Origin of the sequence: Providencia sp. PROV200 (assembly GCF_049901995.1) — a bacterium.
In the GTDB taxonomy this organism is placed as follows: Bacteria; Pseudomonadota; Gammaproteobacteria; order Enterobacterales; family Enterobacteriaceae; genus Providencia; species Providencia rettgeri_E.
Genome location: NZ_CP096307.1, coordinates 644707 through 664584, shown reverse-complemented (window position 1 = coordinate 664584; position 19878 = coordinate 644707). Strand labels below are relative to the sequence as shown.

Sequence of the window (19878 nt, the reverse complement as noted above, 5' to 3'; positions counted from 1 at the left end):
ATGCCTGCTTATCATTCAAACTTTTGTAGGAAGTGTAACAGTCTTTGAGCCAAAACCCTATCAGAAGTCTAAGATTCCGCACAATTAGACGTATCAGACCGCTCAACTAATTGAGGCTCGATAGGCTGCTTAATTTCGACTCCGAGCTCTTTAAAACTTTCCGCTTGGCTAATTAAATTTCCACGTCCTTCGGCAAGGCGTTTCATTGCCGATAGGTAAGTATTATTCGCTTTATCAAGACTGGTGCCTAAAACTTGCATATCATCCACAAACAAGCGCAGCTTGTCATACATTTTCGCTGCTCTATTTGCTATTTCCTGAGCATTTTGCCCTTGGCGTTCATATCGCCACATATTATTAATCGTTCTCACTGCGACTAACAATGTTGAAGGACAAACTAACATAATATTTTGTTTAATTCCTTCATCAAGTAACTCGGGAGCCTCTTTCAAAGCCAGTAAATAAGCAGGTTCAATAGGGATAAACATTAAAACGTAGTCCAATGAACGAATTCCCGGTAACTGATGGTAATCCTTACGGCTCAACATACGCATATGGTTGCGAATAGATGCCACATGGTTTTTTAGTGCTTGTTGCTGTTCATGTGGATCTTCGCTATTGAAGTAATGTTCATAAGAAACCAGCGACATTTTGGCATCAACGACCACATCTTTACCTTCAGGAAGATGAATAATCACATCTGGTTGATAGCGGCTATTATAACTTGTGTTGATACTAACTTGGGTTTCAAATTCACTTCCTTCACGTAAACCTGAGACTTCTAGGATCCGAGTCAGAATGGTTTCTCCCCAGTTCCCTTGAATTTTGTTATCTCCTTTCAGAGCGCGTGTCAGGTTAACAGCTTCTTTGGTCATTTGATTGTTGAGTTGCTGTAATTGCCTAATCTCATAGGTTAAAGTGTGGCGTTCTTTGGCCTCTTCACCAAAACTTTGCTGAACTTGCTGACGAAAACCATCTAATTGCTCACGAAAAGGTGACAACATCGCCAATAGGCTTTTCTGTTGTTGCTCAGATGCACGCCGCTCATTTTGCTCAAAAATACGATTTGCTAGGTTTTCGAATTGCGCTGTCAGCCGTTGTTCACTATTTTGTAAAATGCGTTGTTTTTCTTCATTTGCTAACTGGTTTTGCTCAAAACGGGTGATGACCTCGCGAAGTTCCGCTTCTTGCTCTCGATTGATATCCCTTTGAGTACGCAGTTCTTGATCTAGCCTGTCATATTCCTCTTTCCATTGCGCAAGATGAATATTTTTTTCGTCACTCGCTGCAAGTTGACGATTGAGTTGCTGCAGTTCCTGATCTTTTTGCGCAATTTTTTGGGCAATAGAGAACCAAGTTGCTAAACCACCAACTAAAACGCCACTCAGCACACCAATGACAGCATATAAAAGAGAGGTATCCACGGTTAAATCCTTACTTTACAAAGTCTAGTGTAAGGTAATGGGATACTGTATAAGTGTCCAGAGGTAATTTAGCCATTGAAGAAAATTTTGCGAAGCGCTTCGCAAGCTTAGCCTATCCAACTTGCGAACCACTTTAGGCCCAGTGCTCCTGGCGCTAAAATACCAAATGCCCAAATCATCGCAGAGGCGATATTGGCGAGCTGGAAATGCCGTTGTGGCATTGCGCAAATCCCAGCAACCAAGGGAACAATGGCTCGTAAAGGCCCGAAGAAGCGCCCAAAGAAAATTCCCCAGATACCCCAACGGTCAAAGAAACGCTGCCCTTTATCAATCATTTGCGGGTTTCGAGAAATTGGCCACATATGGCGTACATTTTCTTTGTAATGATAACCAATCCAATAAGAGAGCCAGTCCCCAAAGAAAGCACCGAGTGCAGCCGCTAACCATATTGGCCAGAAAGTAATATTACTTTCACCAATCAAAGCGCCAAGCCCGAGTAAAATAACCGTTGCAGGTAACAAAAGTGACAGAAATGCCAGAGACTCCCCAAACGCCAAAAAGAAAATAATAGGAAGCGCCCATACTTCATGTTCGCGTGTAAAGTCCGTCACTATGGTGACAATTTCATTGAGTGTCACGGTCAGTTCCTTTCATTAGGGGATAATCAGAATACTGTAGCGAAAAAGTAGTAAATCAAAGTTAAACAAGGCAAAAACACCTTTGGAAAAACCGAGTTGTGGATATAGAAAAATGGCTCATCCACAACTCATGTTTCAGTTAGTATGACTTAGTCCAAAAATTGACTTTGTAGTGCTTCTCGTTGCTGTTTCCCTAGGCCAAAATCTTTTTCTAACCATTGATCTACATTGCCATACTCTCTTTCAATACTGTTTAGAGCTGTTCTCAAGAAGTCTTCACGTACTGAATAGACATATTCAAATTTTTTCACGATATTTTCGTCCATCGTTTTTGCGTGCTCTTCGAGTAAGTGTTTACGGTATGGTGCAAGTGTTTCATTAGTCAGTAAATAATCTTCCATTACTGTGTCTAAATCTGCACCTAACGCAAATAATACGAGTGCAGAACCGACCCCTGTGCGGTCTTTTCCTACTGCACAATGTTGCACGATCCCGCCTTTTTCTGGCTGCTTGAGTAAATTGACCAATTGGTGATAAGCAGGATTGTTCAAGGGTAATAGTTCGTATAAACGAAACATAAAGGCTTGTGGATCGAACTGTTCCAATATTTCTGGCGTTAATTTATCTAAATTTGCGGTGACTTCTTTAGCTAAGGGATTCGCTGGAGCATGAATATAATGCGCGCCTTGCCAAATGACATCAGGCTTATCTAAGATTTCAGCTTCATCACGATAATCAATGATTTGAAAAAGATTTTGTGAACGCAAAACCGCTTCGTCTTCCTGTGTTAATCGGTCTAACGCACCAGAACGGAACAGGACTCCAGGCTTAATTTTTCCACCATTAGCGAGTTTTTTACCACCGAGATCGCGGAAGTTAATACCGCCTTTTAAAGGCAAAACAGAAGGATGAAGATAAGGTGTTGTTGACATAATAATTCCTTTTCGCCCTATAGCTTTCATTCCAGTTAACAATAAAACAAATGTAACCTGAATAATTTAAGGGCACATAATATTGATAATTGTTTTTATGACAATAACAGATCTAGCAAATAAGAGGATCAGAATATTTCCTGAAAACTAATGAATAATGGCTAAATCTATAGAGGAAATAAAGAGAGATGAAAAATAGATAAAAGGACTAAGCCCGCCTACTTTTCGTCCACAACCGAGTGAAATTCAAGTAAGCGAGCCAGTAAATCACGAACTACAGTAAGCGGCGAGCGGCTTCAACCACAATGCTTAACACGTTACCTTCCGTTTTCTTCAGTAACGCTTCATTTGGAATTTCTTGCTGGGTACGATTTACAATAACACCAGCCACCATACCTGCACGCAAGCCTTTACTACTTGAACACATGGTCAGTAATGTCGCTGACTCCATTTCATAGTTCATCACGCCCATGTCTTGCCACTCTTTCATCGACCCTCTGAAGTGACGCATTACACGGCCGGTATAGGTATCATAGCGTTCTTGACCTGGGTAGAAGGTATCTGATGATGCAGTGACACCGACATGAACGGTTGCGCCCGCGTCTTTCGCAGCAGCATAAAGCGCATTGGTGCAGTTAAAATCAGCAACTGCAGGGTATTCTAATGGTGCAAAGTGTTGGCTAGCGCCATCTAAACGTACAGCTCCCGTAGTGACTAACACATCACCGACATTGATATCTTCTTGAATTGCACCCGTTGTACCGATACGTAAGAACGTGCGGATACCAAGTTGTGCCAATTCTTCTACGGCAATCGAGGTTGATGGCCCACCAATACCCGTTGAACAAACAATGACGGCTTTGCCGTCAAGTTCACCACGCCAAGAGGTATATTCACGTAATGACGCAAGGTGTACAGGGTTATCCATCAGACGTGCAATTTTTTCAACACGGTTAGGATCCCCAGGAACAATCGCTACGGTCGCACCCTGTAAGTCACTTTTCTTTAAACCTAAGTGGAAAACGTCGGACATTTCAAACTCCTTTACACAATGGCATCATTAAATCAGTCGATACTGATTAATCGTTATTTGTAATATAACGAGAAAACGATAAATTTTTAGTGATGGCCGTCACCTTTAATGAAAACAATAAAAGTTTGATTTCATCATTTAGTGATTTGAATCACATATATTCATTGTCTTTATTTCTCTTTAACATCCATTGTCATCAGTATAGATGAAAGTTTGACATAACGAAAAAAGCGCCCAAATGACTGGGCGCTTTGATTATTTGGCAGAACTAAAACTGATAACGCTATGTTAGAGAATTACATCAAGAATGAGGACACCAACTAGACCTATCGCCCACGCAATGGTGGTCGGAATAGACCAAACAATGATTTGTTGTTTAACGTCCTTAATTCCCATCATTCTGTTCACCACCCAATACAGGCTATCGTTGAAGTAACCGAAGAACAGAGACCCCATGGTTGCCGCTTGCGCCGCGACCAATAAGTTAATATCAGGTATTTGGCTAATAATTGGTGCAGAAATAGATGCTGCAGTAATCATTGCTACTGTACCCGAACCTTGAATCAAACGAACCAACGTTGCGATGATAAACGGAATCAATACAGGTGTAATCGGCAGATTTGCCACGTGTTCTGCAAGAATATTTCCTGTGCCACTATCACGCAGTACTGCACCTAATGCACCACCAGCCCCCGTTACAAGTAGGATGATACCGGCAGCTTGCAAGCCCTCTTCCATACGGTCGATGACTTCTTCTTTTGTTGCTTTTGGCATTAATGTGTAAACAGAGATCAACACACTAATTGATAATGCGATAATCGGTGCACCTAAAAATTGAAACGTTTGGAAGTACCAATTGCTTTCCATGCCTTGGAAAGATTCCGTTTTTAGCATTAACCCATTGATTGCATTTATGAAAATTAACAAAATAGGCGTAATAATCGGTAAAAGCGATAAGAACAGGCTTGGTAATGGTTTATTCGCTTTTTCTTCCATATAACGAGCGTGAACTTCTTTCAGGTCTTCACTACCCGTTTCATCTGGCATAAATTCAGGGTATTTAGTCCCTAACCATTTTGCGTAAAGAACAATACCGATAACACAAGGAATAGCGAGGCTCATTCCTGCCAGGATCATTGCGCCAACATCGACACCAAAGATCCCTGCCACGCCTAAAGGCCCAGGTGTTGGTGGAACGGTGTGGTGTGTCACCACTAACCCACCCGCGAGTGCAACGCCTAGAGTCAGTATGCTACGTTTACCATTTTTGGCTAATGCTTTTGCCAATGGGTATAAAATCACAAAAGCAGAATCAACGAAGATAGGAATACTGACAATATAGCCGGTAATTGCTAACGCCCATTCTTCGCGTTTTTTACCTAGCCATTTGATAAAGCTATAAGCTATCTGTTCAGCAGCACCTGAAACTTCCAGCACCCTTCCCATCATTACCCCGAGTCCAATAACAATACCGATGCTACCGAGTGTTGACCCAAAGCCTTTTGTGATGACTGTCACCGTCTCTGCTGCAGTCAAACCACCGGATACACCCGCGATGGCCGCAGCAATTAGCATTGCTAATAACGCATGAACACGCGTTCGTAATACTAAAAAGATCAAGACAAATATGGCCACTGCGAGGCCAATAACAGGAATATAGGACATAGGCTATCTCCTACTTAGAAGAACCGTGGTGGGTGATAAACGAACGGATCGCATCACCAAAAGAGCCATCTGCACGGAAACCAAGATCCAATGCACGGCTGATATCAAATTTGCCCGGCCAGCTCGCCACAATACGGTTAATGGCTTCATCAGGTTCAAAGCGAATAAGATCCACCGCTTCTTGACCTGCAACATCACGTAAAGCATCAATCATGCCTTGAACAGTAACGGTAATACCTGGCAGGTTTACAGTGCGTGATTTACCGAATTTCTCAGCAGGGATACTGACTGCATGAATAAAATTGTTAATCACGGTTTCAGGGCTAGATAACCATAACGCGAGATCTGGGGAGACAGGACAAACACTTTCAACCCCATTTAATGGCTCACGAATAATGCCACTTGCGAATGAAGAAGCCGCTTTATTTGGCACGCCCGGACGAATACTAATAGTTGGCAAACGCATCACACGGCCATCAACAAAGCCTTTACGTGAATAGTCATTAACCATCAATTCACACATAGCCTTTTGAGCACCATAGGACGATTGTGGGTTAACGACACACAAGTCTGTGATGACATCAGGTAGCTCACCACCAAACACAGCGAGGGAGCTGGTGAACATAAATTTGATTGCTGGGTTCTTGGCTCGAGCGACTTCCAGTAATTGGCGAGTGGCTTCGAAGTTAACCTTCATACCCAAGTCAAAATCACTTTCAGCGTGACTACTTACGATAGCCGCAAGGTGGAAAACCACGTCGGTTTGCGCGTCAATCAGTTTATCTGCCGCGCCGGCTTGCGTTAAATCTAAAGCGACACAACTGACTCTGGCATCTTCAATCGGTGATGTAGGGCATTGAATATCGGCTAAAACAAGGTGGTCAAATTTTAAACCCTGAGTATTTTTAAGCAAAGCAGCGGCTAGCTGCTGGCCCAGAAAGCCTGCGCCACCAGTAATAATAACTTTCATTGTAATTCTCCTTGCTATAGCCCTTTAACTGGCTATGCAGTATTAGGTAAGATTATTTATGTTTTATGTCTTGATTAAATGAAGTTTTATGTTTTGTTCTGTTATCCGCTGCACCACATCAGCTGGCAATTGATCATCGCAAATGATGTCGTGCAATTGATTCAATGGGCAAACACGAAACATGCCATATTTGCCAAACTTACTACTGTCTGAAACCAGCACACAACGGCGAGCAACATCCAATAGCGTCTGTTTTATCTGAACTTTTTCCTCATGTGGAGTCGAAACCCCATGCTGTAAATCCCATGAGCTGGTGCTGATAAAAGCAATATCAACATTGAGCGTTTTCAGCATCATCGCAGCCGTATTTCCGACACTAGAGTGGTTACGTTTATCCACTAATCCCCCGGTGTGGTATAGATTCAGCTGCGATTTATTCATTAAATACTGCATAATCGAAAAGTCATTAGTGACAATCGTTAAGTTAAAACGCTCACCAAGTACACGTGCAATCTCAAAAGTGGTGGTTCCCGCATCGAGATACACCACCTGCCCATCTTCGACTAACGAGCTAGCAAACTGGCCAATTTCACGCTTATGGCGATGATGCAACCGCGCCTTTTCACTCCAAGGTAGCTCTTGGCGCAACACATCATTTAACTTAACACCACCACTAATACTGAGTACCTTCCCTTCTTCTTCCAACATCCGAATATCACGTCGCACTGTCATATGAGAGACATTCATTAACTCAACCAAATCACTGATCGATACGGTTTGATGTTCATGCACGTAACGGTAAATAAAATCACGACGCTCAGAAGGGAGCATAGGTTCTCCTAATTATGAATTTGCTTGTTTAAGCCAGCCTAATCCATCCTCGGTGCGGCCTGCTGGATGATATTCACATCCTAACCAGCCTTCATAACCCATTTCATCTAATTGCTTAAAAATCCATGGGTAGTTGACTTCTCCGCTATCCGGTTCATGACGATATGGGACTGACGCTATCTGAATGTGACTAAATTTACCCCATAAACGTTCAATTGTTTTCAATAAATCACCTTCCATAATTTGGCAGTGATATAAATCCAACTGGATAAATACATTTTCACGGTCAATTTCAGGTAGCAATGCTTCCGCTTGTTTTTGTGTTGTTAAAAAATATCCAGGCATATCACGGGTATTGATTGGCTCAATGAGTACACGAATACCGTGCTCAGCCATCACATCGGCCGCATATTGAATGTTTTTGATATAGCACGCAGTTTGTTGTTCAAGCGTATAATTTTCATTCACTTTTCCTGCCATCGCATGAACTTGTTTGCAGCCTAACGCTTTCGCATATTTCAATGCGGTTTGTACGCCTTCGGCAAATTCGTTCTCACGACCGGGGATCGAAGCCATACCGCGCTCCCCTTGTGCCCAGTTACCCGCTGGCATATTAAACAGGGCCTGAGTTAAATGGTATTTACTCAGCTCACCGGCAATGACATCGGCATCTTCTTCATAAGGAAAAAGATACTCAACACCTTTGAACCCTGCATTTGCAGCCCGTTCAAAGCGCTGTATAAAAGGCACTTCGGTAAACATCATGCTTAGATTTGCAGCAAATTTAGCCATTTTTGCCTCGCTACTTTTGTGGATAACGACTTTCGAGCTGTTCAACCTGCTCTTGCGTTAATGTTGTAAAGCCATGTGGGCGTAATGTGATATATAAGCGAGCTGTATCTTCTAATTCTTCTGCATTGAAGAAAGCTTGTCTTAATGTTTTACCACCCACGACCGGGCCATGATTCGATAGCAATACCGCATTATGTGTCGGTGCTAATTTTGCAATTTCCTCACCAATTCGGTCATCCCCCGGTGGCAAGTATTCAATCAATGGCAGTTTCCCCACTCGCATCACATAATATGGCGTGATTGGCGGTAAACAATTTTTTGTATCTAACCCTGGCAAGCAAGACAACGCAGTTAGCCAAGGTGAATGAAGATGAACAACCGCTTGGCAATCAGGACGTTGTAAATACATCGCCATATGCATAGAAACTTCTTTTGTCGGTTTATCTCCCCCAATCCAATTGCCTTGCGCATCGAGCTTACTCAGTTTGTTAGGCTCTAAATCACCAAAACTGGAGTTGGTCGGTGTCACGATAATCGAACCATCAGGTAACCGAGCACTAATGTTCCCTGCACCACCGCTACTGTAGCCGCGGTTAAACATTGATTTAGCCCAATCGACTAACTCTTGGCGCAGCGCCTTTTCATCACTCATTAAACATCTCCTGTGCAAACTGGAAGAAATTTTCTTGGCCGAAATTACCTGATTTCAGCGCTAACCAGTTACCGCTTGCTAAGTCCTGTACCCATGGCACACCAGGGGCGATTGGTGAACCAATACTTAATTGTTCTGTTCCAAGGCTTTGAACCACTTTTCCAGAGGTTTCGCCGCCAGCAATAATAAAGGTGTCATACCCTTGCGCTTTCAACAGCACGACAACTTCACCAAATACCTTCTCGACCGCGGAACTTGATTCCGCTGCGCCATATTTTTCTTGTGTCTGTTTCAATAACTCAGGTGATTGAGTGGCATAAAGCATTGGTGCTAAACCAGTTAGTTGCTGTGCTTGCACCCAATCTGCCAATGTTTTGGCATACTCTGGGTTATTTAAACACTCCCCCACATCCAACATTTTTGCAGGGGCAACTTGTTGATAAGCCTGCACTTGTTTGTTCGTCATTACCGAACAACTGCCTGATAAAACAACTGTCTTCCTGTTTTTACCTGTTGGTTTTTCACCTCGTTGCGTTGTGCCCCCCCATGGACATTGGCTATCCACATTGGCCAGTGCAGCACCGAGGCCGGAACCCCCAGTTAACAATGGCATCGCTTTAACCGCTTGTGCGATAGGAAGCAAATCATCCATCGTCAAGCCATCAACGACCGCGTAACTCACACCTTGTTGAGCTAATTCGGCAAGTTTTTGGCTAACAACGTCACTGCCTTTTTGAATATCATCAAGTCTGACTAAACCTGCTTTGCCTTTTGATTGCTTTTCCATCACACGCAATAAGTTTGCATCTGTCATTGGGGTTACAGGGTGGTGCTGCATGCCACTTTCATTAAGTAGCTGGCCATTCACAAATAAATGCCCATGAATAACGGTTCTGCCGTTAATCGGTAACGCAGGACAAACTAATGCTAAATCTGTTCCTAGTTGCGCCATTAATGCATCTGTAACGGGACCAATATTGCCTTTTTCGGTGGAGTCAAACGTCGAGCAATATTTAAAGAAAATTTGCTGACAATTCGCTTTTTGTTTCAGCCAATTGCACGCATTAGTCGATGCACTGACAGCTTCATCCACAGGACAAGAGCGACTTTTTAAACTAATGACTATGGCATCAACATCTTGTGGTACCGGTGTGTTTTCATCGGGTTCATTCAATAACTGGACAACCTTCCAACCGTTTTGCACCATAAAGCCTGCGATATCAGTCGCACCGGTAAAATCATCCGCTATTACGCCTAACTTCACTGTCATGCTTTTTTCTCCGGTAAAGTAATACCTTTAAATGTTTTGATCACCGCGCTGTCATCCTGTAAACCAAAGCCCTCATTGCTCGCTGAAATAAACATTTGATGGGCGGTTGACGCGAGTGGGAGCGGGAAATTTAATGCTTTCCCTGTTTCCATCACTAGCCCTAAATCTTTGACAAAAATATCGACTGACGATTTTGGGGTGTAATCTCCGTCTAGAACATGTTGCATGCGGTTTTCAAACATCCATGAATTTCCAGCTGCATGGGTAACAATGTCATACATTACGTCAAGGTTAATCCCCGCCTTGGCGGCTAAAGCCATGCTTTCTGCCGCTACCGCAATATGCACCCCAGCTAATAACTGGTGGATTGTTTTGACGGTTGAACCTAATCCAACCTCATCCCCTACGCGATATAAGCGCTCAGAAATAGCGTTAAATACGGGTGAAAGCTGCTCAAATAAAGCGGGAGCACCTGATGCCATTATGGTCAATTTACCTTCAGCCGCTTTAATTGAACCACCTGAAATAGGCGCATCCACAAGAGGCAATTGGTATGAAGCAAGGCGTTGAGCGATATTTTTGGTTTGTTCAGCGGAAAGTGTGCTATGCAGTACAATAATGGTACCGGGGCTTAATTGCTCAACCAGAGGCTGTTCACCCGAAAATAAAATCGCTTCAACTTGACGACCATTGACGACCACTAGCAATAAAGCATCAATCTCATGGGCGAATTCCGCTGCATTTTGCCCCACCGCGACGGCTCCACCACGCAGTAGGCTTTCGCAAGCGTCTTGATTTAAATCAAATCCATAGGTAGGGATCGTCTTTTTTATAAGAGATTGTGCGATCCCCATCCCCATAGAACCTAGGCCAATCACGCCAACTTTATTAACGAAATTTCCCATAATGACCCCTGATGTTGTTAATCTTCGTGACTGTTGTGAATTCTCACATAATAAAATTCACAAACACATGACTAACATCACATTTGAGATAATATAAAAAACAAACAATTAAAATATAACCAATTGAATTAAAACAAAATAAAAGCAAAGACACCTGAAACAAGCTTTCACAGAATAATGTGATAAAAAATGTGATGCGCGTTATGTTTATTCACGTTTAATTCACAAATGAAAAACCTTTTTTCTCTACTGAGCTATATTCAATGCATCATTTCTATTGACCTAAAACTCAAATTGCTGAAAATAGCCGACTACAATTTTATGAATAATGCTCCATACTATGGATGAGAGCATGAATTGGCTGATTGCCTAGGAGATAACATGGGGTTATTTGAGCAAATGATGGGTATGGTTGCAGGCGATAAAATGCAGCAATTTCAATCAGTAATAAACTGGGTTGAGGAGCAAGGTGGCCTTCAAGGTGTTATCGAAAAATTTAACGAACAAGGCTTAGGTGGTGTTATTGCATCGTGGATCAGTGAAGGGAATAATTTACCTATCGATGCTAGCCAATTAATGCAAGTTTTTGGAAATGCGAATATCCAGGAATTAGCTCAACAGGTTGGCTTAGAGCCTCAAGCAACCTCAGAAATGATTGCTAAATATCTTCCTCAGTTAGTTGATAGCGCCACACCCAATGGCGAAGTCCCAGAAAACCTCGATTTGGCTTCTATCGGTATGAACTTACTGAAATCTAAATTATTTGGTTAATACTTCACTTGATAAGCCCAAGCTTTGGGCTTATCAATCACACAATTTACCAATAATTATTTATTGCGCCGTTTGTTGATTAAAATACGCATCTAAAGGTTCACTAAACCAGCGTCCATTCAGTACTTGAGAGACAATTTCCTGCTTGTCTTTTGCTGTTACGGTATTATCCTGCTCAATTGAATCAATAACATCCTGATATTTATATGGCTTATTACTCATATAAATTATTGATTTTTCTTTATTCTCATCGATAACCAATAATGACTCACCTGCTTGCTCATTTTCCGGTGTCCAACGTTTCCATACCACTTGTCCTTCAAGGGATGGTTCTCCATTAATCAAAAAATTAGCGAGATAACCATTGAATTTTTGCCTTACATCCTTAGTACCGTTTAACGTCACTAATTGCTGAGTAAATGGACTAAACTTAGTTTTATCCCATAGTACTAAAAAAATACCGTGGAAAGTCCCTAACGGAACAAGTTCACTACCCGTAACTAATTCATTGTTCCCTATACCAAACTCAATGCCATAAATTGGCGCATTATAATGTGGGTACATCTTTTGTGCCGATTGATTCACATTAAATAGACTATACAACAGACTTCCGTATTTATTCGCAAAGTTATATTGATTTAAAAGCGTTGTGTTGGAGAACAGAGTATGATTTTTACTTGCACTCGCAAAGCGCTTATCACCCAAAGCAAATAACGAAAACTCACCTTGTCCTGTGACCATGATAATTGGCACTGAATGGTATTTATCTGTTTCAAAGCCATTTTTAGGCAGGACGACCCCATCACGATAAAGGTGTGGGAAATGTGACATACGAATGCCTGCATCACCAAATAAACTCGCAAGATCTGCTGCAGATAATTGATAGAGATAAGCCTTCAGTTCAGGCGAACGACTTAGAACCCATTCTTTCGCTGAATCTAGCGTAGGCTTTTTATTATCCCTAACAACAAGTTTAGCCAGCCTATCTGCAAAGATCTGTTCTGCTTGCTCCTTATCTGAAGTGGTCATACCCCCGCTAAATACAATCGCTTTATTGAATGATCTATCAAATATTGGAGAGATCAGCATTGCCATAACATTACGCCCCCCCGCAGAAAAACCGGAAATGGTGATGTTATTTGGATTACCACCGAATGCCGCAACATTTTCTTTTACCCAGTCTAATGAGAGCTTAATATCAAGTAAGGCATAGTTTCCTGAATCTTCGACTTTATCACCGGTATTAAGCGCTTGGATCGGGTTAAAACCCAATGCACCGAGGCGATAATTAACCGTGACAATCACGGCATTCAATTCGGTTGCAACGACCTGAGGGTTAAATTCGCTGGAAGCTCCCGTTTGGTTATTTCCACCATGCAAATAAAATAGTACCGGAAGATTTTGCTGGTTATTATCAGGACGATAAACATTAAGATTCAAACAATCTTCGGCCCCTGTAGGCCCAGTTTTACTGATTTGAATGCAATCTGTGGCAGGTTTTGTTGCATCAAAAATGCCTTGCCATTGACTTGCTGGTATCGGTTTTTTCCAACGTAATTCCCCAACTGGAGCCTGTGCATAGGGTATTCCTGTCCACACGACTAGTGTCTGTTGCGTGCTACCTTGAACTTTACCCGCCGTTGTTTCGATAATGTGATTGTCCCCTTGAGCCTGTACACCAAATGAGGCAGCGAAGAAAAGTGCAACTGTACTCGCTGGTATTAATGTTTTTTTTATATATTTTTTTAACATATTAACTACCTGATAATTTAACAACTTTCAATATTATCCCTGCACATAAACCAACTAAATAAAATATATAGCAGTAATTGTTTAGTTATTAAACTTTATCTTTAACTAATAATGCGGAAAACAAAAAGGGCAGGTTTCTCCGCCCTCTATAACTCGCCAACTTAAATTTTAGTGTTCGTTTCTAAGTTGTTTCGCTGCCTCTACCATGTTGGCTAATGCCTGGCGAGTTTCTGGCCAGCCTCGCGTTTTCAAGCCGCAATCTGGGTTAACCCATAAACGCTCAACCGGAACACGCTTCGCCGCCTTTCTTAATAATGCAACAATCCATTCCACATTCGGTACATTTGGTGAGTGAATATCATAGACGCCGGGCCCAATTTCATTTGGATAATCAAAATGTTCAAATGCGTCCAACAAATCCATATCTGAACGTGATGTTTCGATAGTGATCACGTCAGCATCCAGCGCCGCAATAGAATCCATGATGTCATTGAACTCGCAATAGCACATATGGGTGTGAATTTGCGTGTCATCATCGGCAACCGCCGCACTGAGTTTGAAGGCATCAACCGCCCATTTGAGGTAAGCCCCCCACTCGTCTCGACGCAATGGCAACCCTTCACGCAGTGCAGGCTCATCGATTTGAATAATGCCGATCCCCGCTTTTTGTAAGTCATCCACTTCATCGCGTAGCGCTAATGCGATTTGCTTGGCGATGGTTTCACGGCTAACGTCTTCACGTGGGAATGACCAGCACAGAATCGTTACTGGGCCTGTTAACATCCCTTTGACCGGTTTCTCCGTTAAAGACTGAGCGTATTTTGCCCACTCCACGGTTATCGCCTCTGGCCGACTAATATCACCAATAATTACAGGGGGTTTTACACAGCGGGAGCCATAACTTTGTACCCAACCATTTTGGGTAAATACATAACCATCAAAGTGCTCCCCGAAATATTCCACCATGTCATTACGTTCAGCTTCACCATGCACAAGGACATCGATACCTAAAATTTCTTGTTCTTTAATGGCTTGCTTAATGTGCTCACTAATATTGGTGCGATAGTAGGTTTTATCCACATTCCCTTTTTTGAAGTCTAAACGTAGCGTTCTAATTTCACTGGTTTGTGGGAAAGAACCAATCGTGGTGGTCGGCCATAATGGTAAGTTAAAGCGTTGACGTTGGCGCACTGCCCGCTGTGGATACGGGCTATAACGCTCGGTATCCCCTTCACTAATAGCCGCCAAACGCTGAGCCACTGATGCATTATTCACACGAGTTGATGTTTTACGTGCTCGAATAGGTGCGCTGTATGTCTCTAATTCAGCAATGTGGCTGTCTGTTGGCTGATTTAACGCTTTTGTTAACAGGGCAAGTTCTTCGCATTTTTGGACAGCAAAAGCAAACCAGCTTTTTACTTCCGCATCTAAACGTGTCTCATCATTTAAGTCGATTGGGCTATGCAGCAATGAACATGACGTCCCGACCCATATATCACGATGACCTAAGAGTGGCTTCACCCGTAAAAATTTTTCCCCTAAGTCAGCCTTCCATACATTACGACCATTAATAATTCCCAGTGATAACACCCAGTCTGCTGGTAGCACTTGGTGTAGTTTTTCAATATCATCAGCGCCTGCGACCACATCAACATGTAAACCTTGCACTGGCAATTGCTTAATCAAGTCTAAATGGTGGCTCACACCATCAAAATAGGTGGTTAACAACAGCTTTATGTAACCTGACAGCGCTTGATAAGCCTGCTGATAAGCTTGCTGCCATTGCTCTGGTAAATCTAACACTAATACGGGCTCATCGATTTGCACCCACTCAAGGCCTTTTTCTGCTAAGCGAGACAAGATCTCCTGATATACAGGTAGTAATTCATTCAGTAATGATAAGCGGTCAAATGGTTCCCCTTTCACTTTACCTAACCAGAGGTAGGTTATAGGGCCAATGATAACGGGTTTTACCTTGTGGCCTAATGCTAACGCCTCATCAACTTCGTCAAACAATTGTGTCCAAGACAGGAAAAATTGTTGCCCCTTTTGAAATTCAGGCACGATGTAGTGGTAGTTCGTATTAAACCACTTCGTCATCTCACCTGCTGGAGCAGGTTTGCCCGTTGGTGCGCGACCGCGAGCAACTCGAAATAAGGTATCTAAATCAATCGAACCATCTTCATTTTGATGGCGTGGCGGCACATTGCCCAATAGCAAACTGGTTGTCAGCACTTGGTCATACCAAGCGAAATCACCAACGGGTAATAACTCAACACCTGCACTTTTTTGTTGTTGCCAATGGCGCGCACGTAACTGATAACCGGTTTCTAATAGCGCGGCTTGGTCAATCTTACCTGCCCAATAATCTTCTTGTGCACGTTTTAGCTCTCTTTTTAGACCGACACGAGGAAAACCAAGTGTATGATTTATAACAGACATATTGACCCCTTAAAATATTTAGCCGTCTAGATGTTTACACATCCATAATCAACAGGTACTGTATAAAGCACAAGCGCAAATTTTTCATTGTCACCGTGAAGGTTTCTCATGATCGAATTAAAACATCTAAAAACATTGCAAGCGCTCAGCCAATACGGTTCATTAGCGGCAACAGCAACACACTTGCACCAGACACAGTCAGCTTTATCACACCAATTTAGTGATTTAGAGCATCGGCTAGGTTTCCGGTTATTTATTCGTAAAAGCCAACCTTTACGCTTTACGCCACAAGGGGAAGTTTTATTACAATTGGCACAACAAGTTCTGCCATTAGTGAAAGACGCCATTCGAGTATGTAATGAGCCTGGAGTTTGTGCGTTACGCATCGCCATTGAATGCCATAGCTGCATTCAGTGGCTGACCCCTGCACTACAACAATTCAGGCAAACTTGGCCACAAGTTAGTGTGGATTTTAAATCTGGGGTAGCGTTCGACCCACAACCTGAATTGCTCTCAAGGGAATTGGATATTGTGATGACCTCTGACATTTTGCCAGATCAAGGCATCCACTATACGCCAATGTTTGATTATGAAGTGAAGCTGATTGTGGCAAATGACCACCCTCTAGCCAAGAAACCACATATTGAACCCCATGATTTGGCAGATGAAACGTTGCTTATCTACCCAGTACAACGGGATCGCTTCGATGTGTGGCGCCATTTTCTGCAACCTGCGGGTGTGTCACCCAACGTGAAAAATGTCGATAATACATTGATTTTGATTCAAATGGTTGCAGCAAAAATGGGGATCGCAGCACTTCCTCACTGGGCGGTTGATTCATTTGAAAAACAAGGATTAGTAAAAACCAAAACTTTGGGTAGCGGTTTATGGAGCCGGCTGTATGCGGCCTGCCGTGAAGGAGAGCAACGCCAGCCAGCTATTGAAGCATTTACTGAGGCGACGACGGATCACGCTGTGGAGTACTTGTCTTATGTGAAGGCCGCGAAAGGATCCAACGCTTATGCACCCAAAGAGAAGCAACTATCAGGCTCGACCCTATGGTAAAACTCAGCCAATCTGGATGCTGTTGCCAGATAACAAAATTAACTAATAACCCCGCTGGGACCATCATGTTATTCATAATAGCAAGGGTTCCAGCATCCACTTTGGTTGCACCATAGTTCCACATAAAGTAACCAATGCCTGAAGCCGCAATGCCCAACCACAATAAGACCCCCCACTGGAGCGTTGTTGTGGGCATCATTGATTTATTACCAAATAGCAGCCATCCAAGCAATGCAACTAGCGTTGCACCAAGGTAAAACCATGAGAAAGCCTGATGTTGAGGGATCGGATGTATCTCCATCAGTCGTTTATACCCCACCTGTCCAATCGCAAAAAAGATATTTGCCAACTGCACAAAAAGTAAACCTAACCAAAAAGATTCACTCAAATGGTCATAACGAATAATTGCTGCGCCAATCACCGCTAATAGTGAGCTAAACAGGTAACCTTTACGCAGCTTCTGCCGCTCTAATAAGTCATAAATTAACGTGACATATAGCGGTGTTAACACTGTAAAAAGCAAAAATTCAGCAACAGTAAGGTATTGATAAGCATGGAATACAAACAGGTACATGATGCCAAGTTGGCAAGCGCCCACTAGCATATAGAGCGAAATCACTTTAGCGCTAAACTGCCGCCAACGTAGGAAAGGTAAAAAAACTAGCGAAGCCAGTGCGACCCGCGCTAATACTGAGAACCAACTATCGACTTGGCCCGCAAGGTATTCGCCGATAAGACTAAACGACGCTGCCCAAAGCAGCGTCGTAATAACAAGTAACCACATATGCTGTATTTCGCCCCAAACTTAAGAATGTTGGCTAGAATACTCGCTTTTTGGTTTTAATGCTCTTTTTCGATCAAGACGGCTTCCAATAAATCCAGATCGACCAATAACGTTTGTAGCGTCTCATTACTGATTTTCTTGGTAGCACGCAAGTGATAAAGCTCACCACGCTCTGCACGTAGTGCCGTTAAACGAAAACGTCGTTCAAGGTCTTCTATCAGCAAATTATGGTCAATTTCATCTTGCCCTGCCGTACGCCGTCTTAAATACCCCGTCACACGGGAAGCGACTTCACTGATATCTTCTGAATCGAGTTTTTCATCAACGTCAGCAGATAAACGTTCCTGCATTTTATTTAAGCTGACAATCGCCACTTCAGCCATGGCAGCTTTTGCCATTCGAATTTCATTGGCATCCGCTTCTTTGTCGCCCACTTTAAAATTACGCAGCAGAAGCGGTAAAGCGACCACACCTGCAAAAATGGAAAATAAGATAACCCCTGCGGCAATAAATACTAACTGGTAACGGGCAGGGAATGGCGAACCATCCGTTAAAAATAACGGAATAGAGAGCACACCTGCTAAGGTGATTGCTCCGCGTACCCCTGCAAAAGAGGCGAGCCAAAGCTCACGTACAGTGTAGTTAGCGAACTGCAGCGGTTTTTTCTTTAAGAATAAACGGCTAAACCTTTTCATCAACCATAGCCAACAGAAACGCAATAGCAGTAGAGCAAAATAGATAATTGCCACCGCGGCAAATAGCATCCACGTTTCTACGCTTGGATCGAGATCCGCTTGGATAACAGACGTTTCCCAAATACCGGGCAATTGAAGCCCTAACATAATGAAGACTAATCCGTTAAAGACAAACTCAAGCATCGACCAAACGCTATCAGCACGTAGCCTCATTGCTAATGGCGCATTACGGATAACCCCAGATTTTGTGATGGTCATACCCGCTGCTACCGCGGCTAAAATGCCTGAAAAACCAATATGTTCTGCAATCATGTATGAGGCAAATGGTAGCAATAACATAAACACAATTTGGGTCGCGGGGTCATCACCGCTCCAACGGCTCATTAAACGTAACGATTTACTGTACAGCCAAGTCACGATAATACCTGCGAGTAGCCCACCGATCGCAACTTTGAAAAATTCAATGGTCACGCCAGAGGCACTAAACACCATGGTTCCCATGGCAATTGCAACTGCAAATTTCAATGCAACTAGGCCAGAGGCATCATTCATCAATGCCTCCCCTTCCAGAACGCTCATCATCCGCTTAGGGATACGCCCTTTTCCAACAATGGAAGATAATGCAACGGCGTCAGTAGGCGATAACACAGCCGCGAGAGCAAACGCAGCAATCAATGGAATACCTGGCATCAACCAATAAATTAAATAGCCGATCCCAATAACCGTAACCAATACGAGAACCAACACTAAAATAAAAATTTCTCGGCCGTTTTGAAAGAACTCACGTGTTGGTGTTTTCCACCCATCAACAAACAACAGAGGTGGGATCAATAGAACCATAAAAAGTTCTGGGTCAAAGGTGACATGTAGGCCAAATTGTGGCCAAGCCAATAGTGCACCAATCGCGATTTGAATGAGAGGAAGAGGAATACGAATAGGAAGAATTTTAGCGGCAACCCCTGAAACAGAGACAGCTAAAATCAAAATAAGAATAGTAAAGAAAATTTCCATGTTGCCCTTACTGAATTAACCTAGCGACTAGAACCTAAAATTTTGCCTGCCGCCGCATAGTAAGAGATAGCACCGTCCAGACCATGATAATTGAGACCAAGCCAGCCACCAGTGGAAATCATACACAGCCACTTGATTAACTGCCTTCTTTCTATTTTATCCCTAGCTATCCATTTTCGGGGAAAAAATTGAGACTTTACGATTAATTAATACAATAAGTTAAAAAGGTGGCAATGCCAGCCACCT

Annotated in this window: 17 protein-coding genes; 2 read left to right on the top strand and 15 right to left on the bottom strand. The window is 42.8% G+C overall.

Annotated elements, in window-relative coordinates; translation table 11 throughout:
• Positions 1-68: 68 nt before the first annotated feature.
• The 11 genes from rmuC to ltnD all read right to left on the bottom strand — a co-directional run bounded on the left by rmuC (position 69) and on the right by ltnD (position 11112).
• On the bottom strand, positions 69-1424 hold the full coding sequence (gene rmuC / locus M1E86_RS02835; RefSeq protein ID WP_140172654.1) for a DNA recombination protein RmuC: 1356 nt from the start codon (positions 1422-1424) through the stop codon (positions 69-71).
• Positions 1425-1531: 107 nt separating this feature from the next.
• A complete protein-coding gene (locus tag M1E86_RS02830) occupies positions 1532-2062 on the bottom strand; it encodes a DedA family protein (protein ID WP_140172653.1) in 531 nt (176 codons plus the stop codon).
• Between the two features lie 149 nt (positions 2063-2211).
• Positions 2212-2994, bottom strand: a complete 783-nt coding sequence (locus M1E86_RS02825; protein WP_125892786.1) for a tyrosine-protein phosphatase — start codon at positions 2992-2994, stop codon at positions 2212-2214.
• Positions 2995-3268: 274 nt separating this feature from the next.
• Positions 3269-4027 carry a uridine phosphorylase gene (gene udp / locus M1E86_RS02820; RefSeq protein ID WP_042848832.1) on the bottom strand — a complete coding sequence of 253 codons (759 nt, stop codon included), beginning with the start codon at positions 4025-4027 and terminating at the stop codon, positions 3269-3271.
• A gap of 288 nt (positions 4028-4315) precedes the next feature.
• Entirely contained in the window at positions 4316-5692 is a 1377-nt protein-coding gene (locus M1E86_RS02815) for a GntP family permease (RefSeq protein ID WP_125892787.1), read from the bottom strand.
• A gap of 10 nt (positions 5693-5702) precedes the next feature.
• A complete protein-coding gene (gene denD / locus M1E86_RS02810) occupies positions 5703-6662 on the bottom strand; it encodes a D-erythronate dehydrogenase (protein ID WP_213913972.1) in 960 nt (319 codons plus the stop codon).
• Positions 6663-6725: 63 nt separating this feature from the next.
• On the bottom strand, positions 6726-7493 hold the full coding sequence (locus tag M1E86_RS02805) for a DeoR/GlpR family DNA-binding transcription regulator (RefSeq protein WP_004914906.1): 768 nt from the start codon (positions 7491-7493) through the stop codon (positions 6726-6728).
• 12 nt (positions 7494-7505) lie between these two features.
• Positions 7506-8285 carry a 2-oxo-tetronate isomerase gene (gene otnI / locus M1E86_RS02800; RefSeq protein WP_125892791.1) on the bottom strand — a complete coding sequence of 260 codons (780 nt, stop codon included), beginning with the start codon at positions 8283-8285 and terminating at the stop codon, positions 7506-7508.
• Between the two features lie 10 nt (positions 8286-8295).
• Positions 8296-8937, bottom strand: a complete 642-nt coding sequence (locus M1E86_RS02795) for an aldolase (protein ID WP_125892793.1) — start codon at positions 8935-8937, stop codon at positions 8296-8298.
• Positions 8930-10207 carry a 3-oxo-tetronate kinase gene (gene otnK / locus M1E86_RS02790; RefSeq protein ID WP_125892795.1) on the bottom strand — a complete coding sequence of 426 codons (1278 nt, stop codon included), beginning with the start codon at positions 10205-10207 and terminating at the stop codon, positions 8930-8932. Before otnK ends, M1E86_RS02795 begins: the two co-directional genes overlap by 8 nt.
• Positions 10204-11112, bottom strand: coding sequence for an L-threonate dehydrogenase (ltnD, locus tag M1E86_RS02785; RefSeq protein ID WP_213913974.1), 909 nt, complete (start codon positions 11110-11112; stop codon positions 10204-10206). The genes otnK and ltnD overlap by 4 nt, the downstream gene beginning before the upstream one ends.
• Positions 11113-11493: 381 nt before the next feature.
• On the opposite strand from ltnD, the gene M1E86_RS02780 reads away from it, so the two are divergent.
• Positions 11494-11883 (top strand): YidB family protein, encoded by a 390-nt coding sequence (locus M1E86_RS02780; protein WP_004260854.1) that lies wholly within the window; start codon positions 11494-11496, stop codon positions 11881-11883.
• A gap of 60 nt (positions 11884-11943) precedes the next feature.
• On the opposite strand, the gene M1E86_RS02775 is transcribed toward M1E86_RS02780, so the two are convergent.
• Complete coding sequence (locus M1E86_RS02775; protein ID WP_213913976.1) at positions 11944-13635, bottom strand: carboxylesterase family protein; 1692 nt, start codon at positions 13633-13635, stop codon at positions 11944-11946.
• Positions 13636-13803: 168 nt separating this feature from the next.
• On the bottom strand, positions 13804-16077 hold the full coding sequence (gene metE / locus M1E86_RS02770) for a 5-methyltetrahydropteroyltriglutamate--homocysteine S-methyltransferase (RefSeq protein ID WP_213913978.1): 2274 nt from the start codon (positions 16075-16077) through the stop codon (positions 13804-13806).
• A gap of 108 nt (positions 16078-16185) precedes the next feature.
• On the opposite strand from metE, the gene metR reads away from it, so the two are divergent.
• Positions 16186-17142 carry an HTH-type transcriptional regulator MetR gene (gene metR, locus M1E86_RS02765; protein WP_125892803.1) on the top strand — a complete coding sequence of 319 codons (957 nt, stop codon included), beginning with the start codon at positions 16186-16188 and terminating at the stop codon, positions 17140-17142.
• On the opposite strand, the gene M1E86_RS02760 is transcribed toward metR, so the two are convergent.
• Complete coding sequence (locus M1E86_RS02760) at positions 17027-17926, bottom strand: carboxylate/amino acid/amine transporter (RefSeq protein WP_213913980.1); 900 nt, start codon at positions 17924-17926, stop codon at positions 17027-17029. The genes metR and M1E86_RS02760 overlap by 116 nt on opposite strands.
• A gap of 56 nt (positions 17927-17982) precedes the next feature.
• Entirely contained in the window at positions 17983-19632 is a 1650-nt protein-coding gene (locus M1E86_RS02755) for a Na+/H+ antiporter (protein ID WP_125892807.1), read from the bottom strand.
• Positions 19633-19878: the final 246 nt, after the last annotated feature.

What these genes read in the sequence shown, in the direction of transcription:
- M1E86_RS02825 (WP_125892786.1), bottom strand. Translation starts at nt 2,994, where the DNA reads ATGTCAACAACACCTTATCTTCATCCTTCTGTTTTGCCTTTAAAAGGC.
- udp (WP_042848832.1), bottom strand. Translation starts at nt 4,027, where the DNA reads ATGTCCGACGTTTTCCACTTAGGTTTAAAGAAAAGTGACTTACAGGGT.
- M1E86_RS02815 (WP_125892787.1), bottom strand. Translation starts at nt 5,692, where the DNA reads ATGTCCTATATTCCTGTTATTGGCCTCGCAGTGGCCATATTTGTCTTG.
- denD (WP_213913972.1), bottom strand. Translation starts at nt 6,662, where the DNA reads ATGAAAGTTATTATTACTGGTGGCGCAGGCTTTCTGGGCCAGCAGCTA.
- M1E86_RS02805 (WP_004914906.1), bottom strand. Translation starts at nt 7,493, where the DNA reads ATGCTCCCTTCTGAGCGTCGTGATTTTATTTACCGTTACGTGCATGAA.
- otnI (WP_125892791.1), bottom strand. Translation starts at nt 8,285, where the DNA reads ATGGCTAAATTTGCTGCAAATCTAAGCATGATGTTTACCGAAGTGCCT.
- M1E86_RS02795 (WP_125892793.1), bottom strand. Translation starts at nt 8,937, where the DNA reads ATGAGTGATGAAAAGGCGCTGCGCCAAGAGTTAGTCGATTGGGCTAAA.
- otnK (WP_125892795.1), bottom strand. Translation starts at nt 10,207, where the DNA reads ATGACAGTGAAGTTAGGCGTAATAGCGGATGATTTTACCGGTGCGACT.
- ltnD (WP_213913974.1), bottom strand. Translation starts at nt 11,112, where the DNA reads ATGGGAAATTTCGTTAATAAAGTTGGCGTGATTGGCCTAGGTTCTATG.
- M1E86_RS02780 (WP_004260854.1), top strand. Translation starts at nt 11,494, where the DNA reads ATGGGGTTATTTGAGCAAATGATGGGTATGGTTGCAGGCGATAAAATG.
- M1E86_RS02775 (WP_213913976.1), bottom strand. Translation starts at nt 13,635, where the DNA reads ATGTTAAAAAAATATATAAAAAAAACATTAATACCAGCGAGTACAGTT.
- metE (WP_213913978.1), bottom strand. Translation starts at nt 16,077, where the DNA reads ATGTCTGTTATAAATCATACACTTGGTTTTCCTCGTGTCGGTCTAAAA.
- metR (WP_125892803.1), top strand. Translation starts at nt 16,186, where the DNA reads ATGATCGAATTAAAACATCTAAAAACATTGCAAGCGCTCAGCCAATAC.
- M1E86_RS02760 (WP_213913980.1), bottom strand. Translation starts at nt 17,926, where the DNA reads ATGTGGTTACTTGTTATTACGACGCTGCTTTGGGCAGCGTCGTTTAGT.
- M1E86_RS02755 (WP_125892807.1), bottom strand. Translation starts at nt 19,632, where the DNA reads ATGGAAATTTTCTTTACTATTCTTATTTTGATTTTAGCTGTCTCTGTT.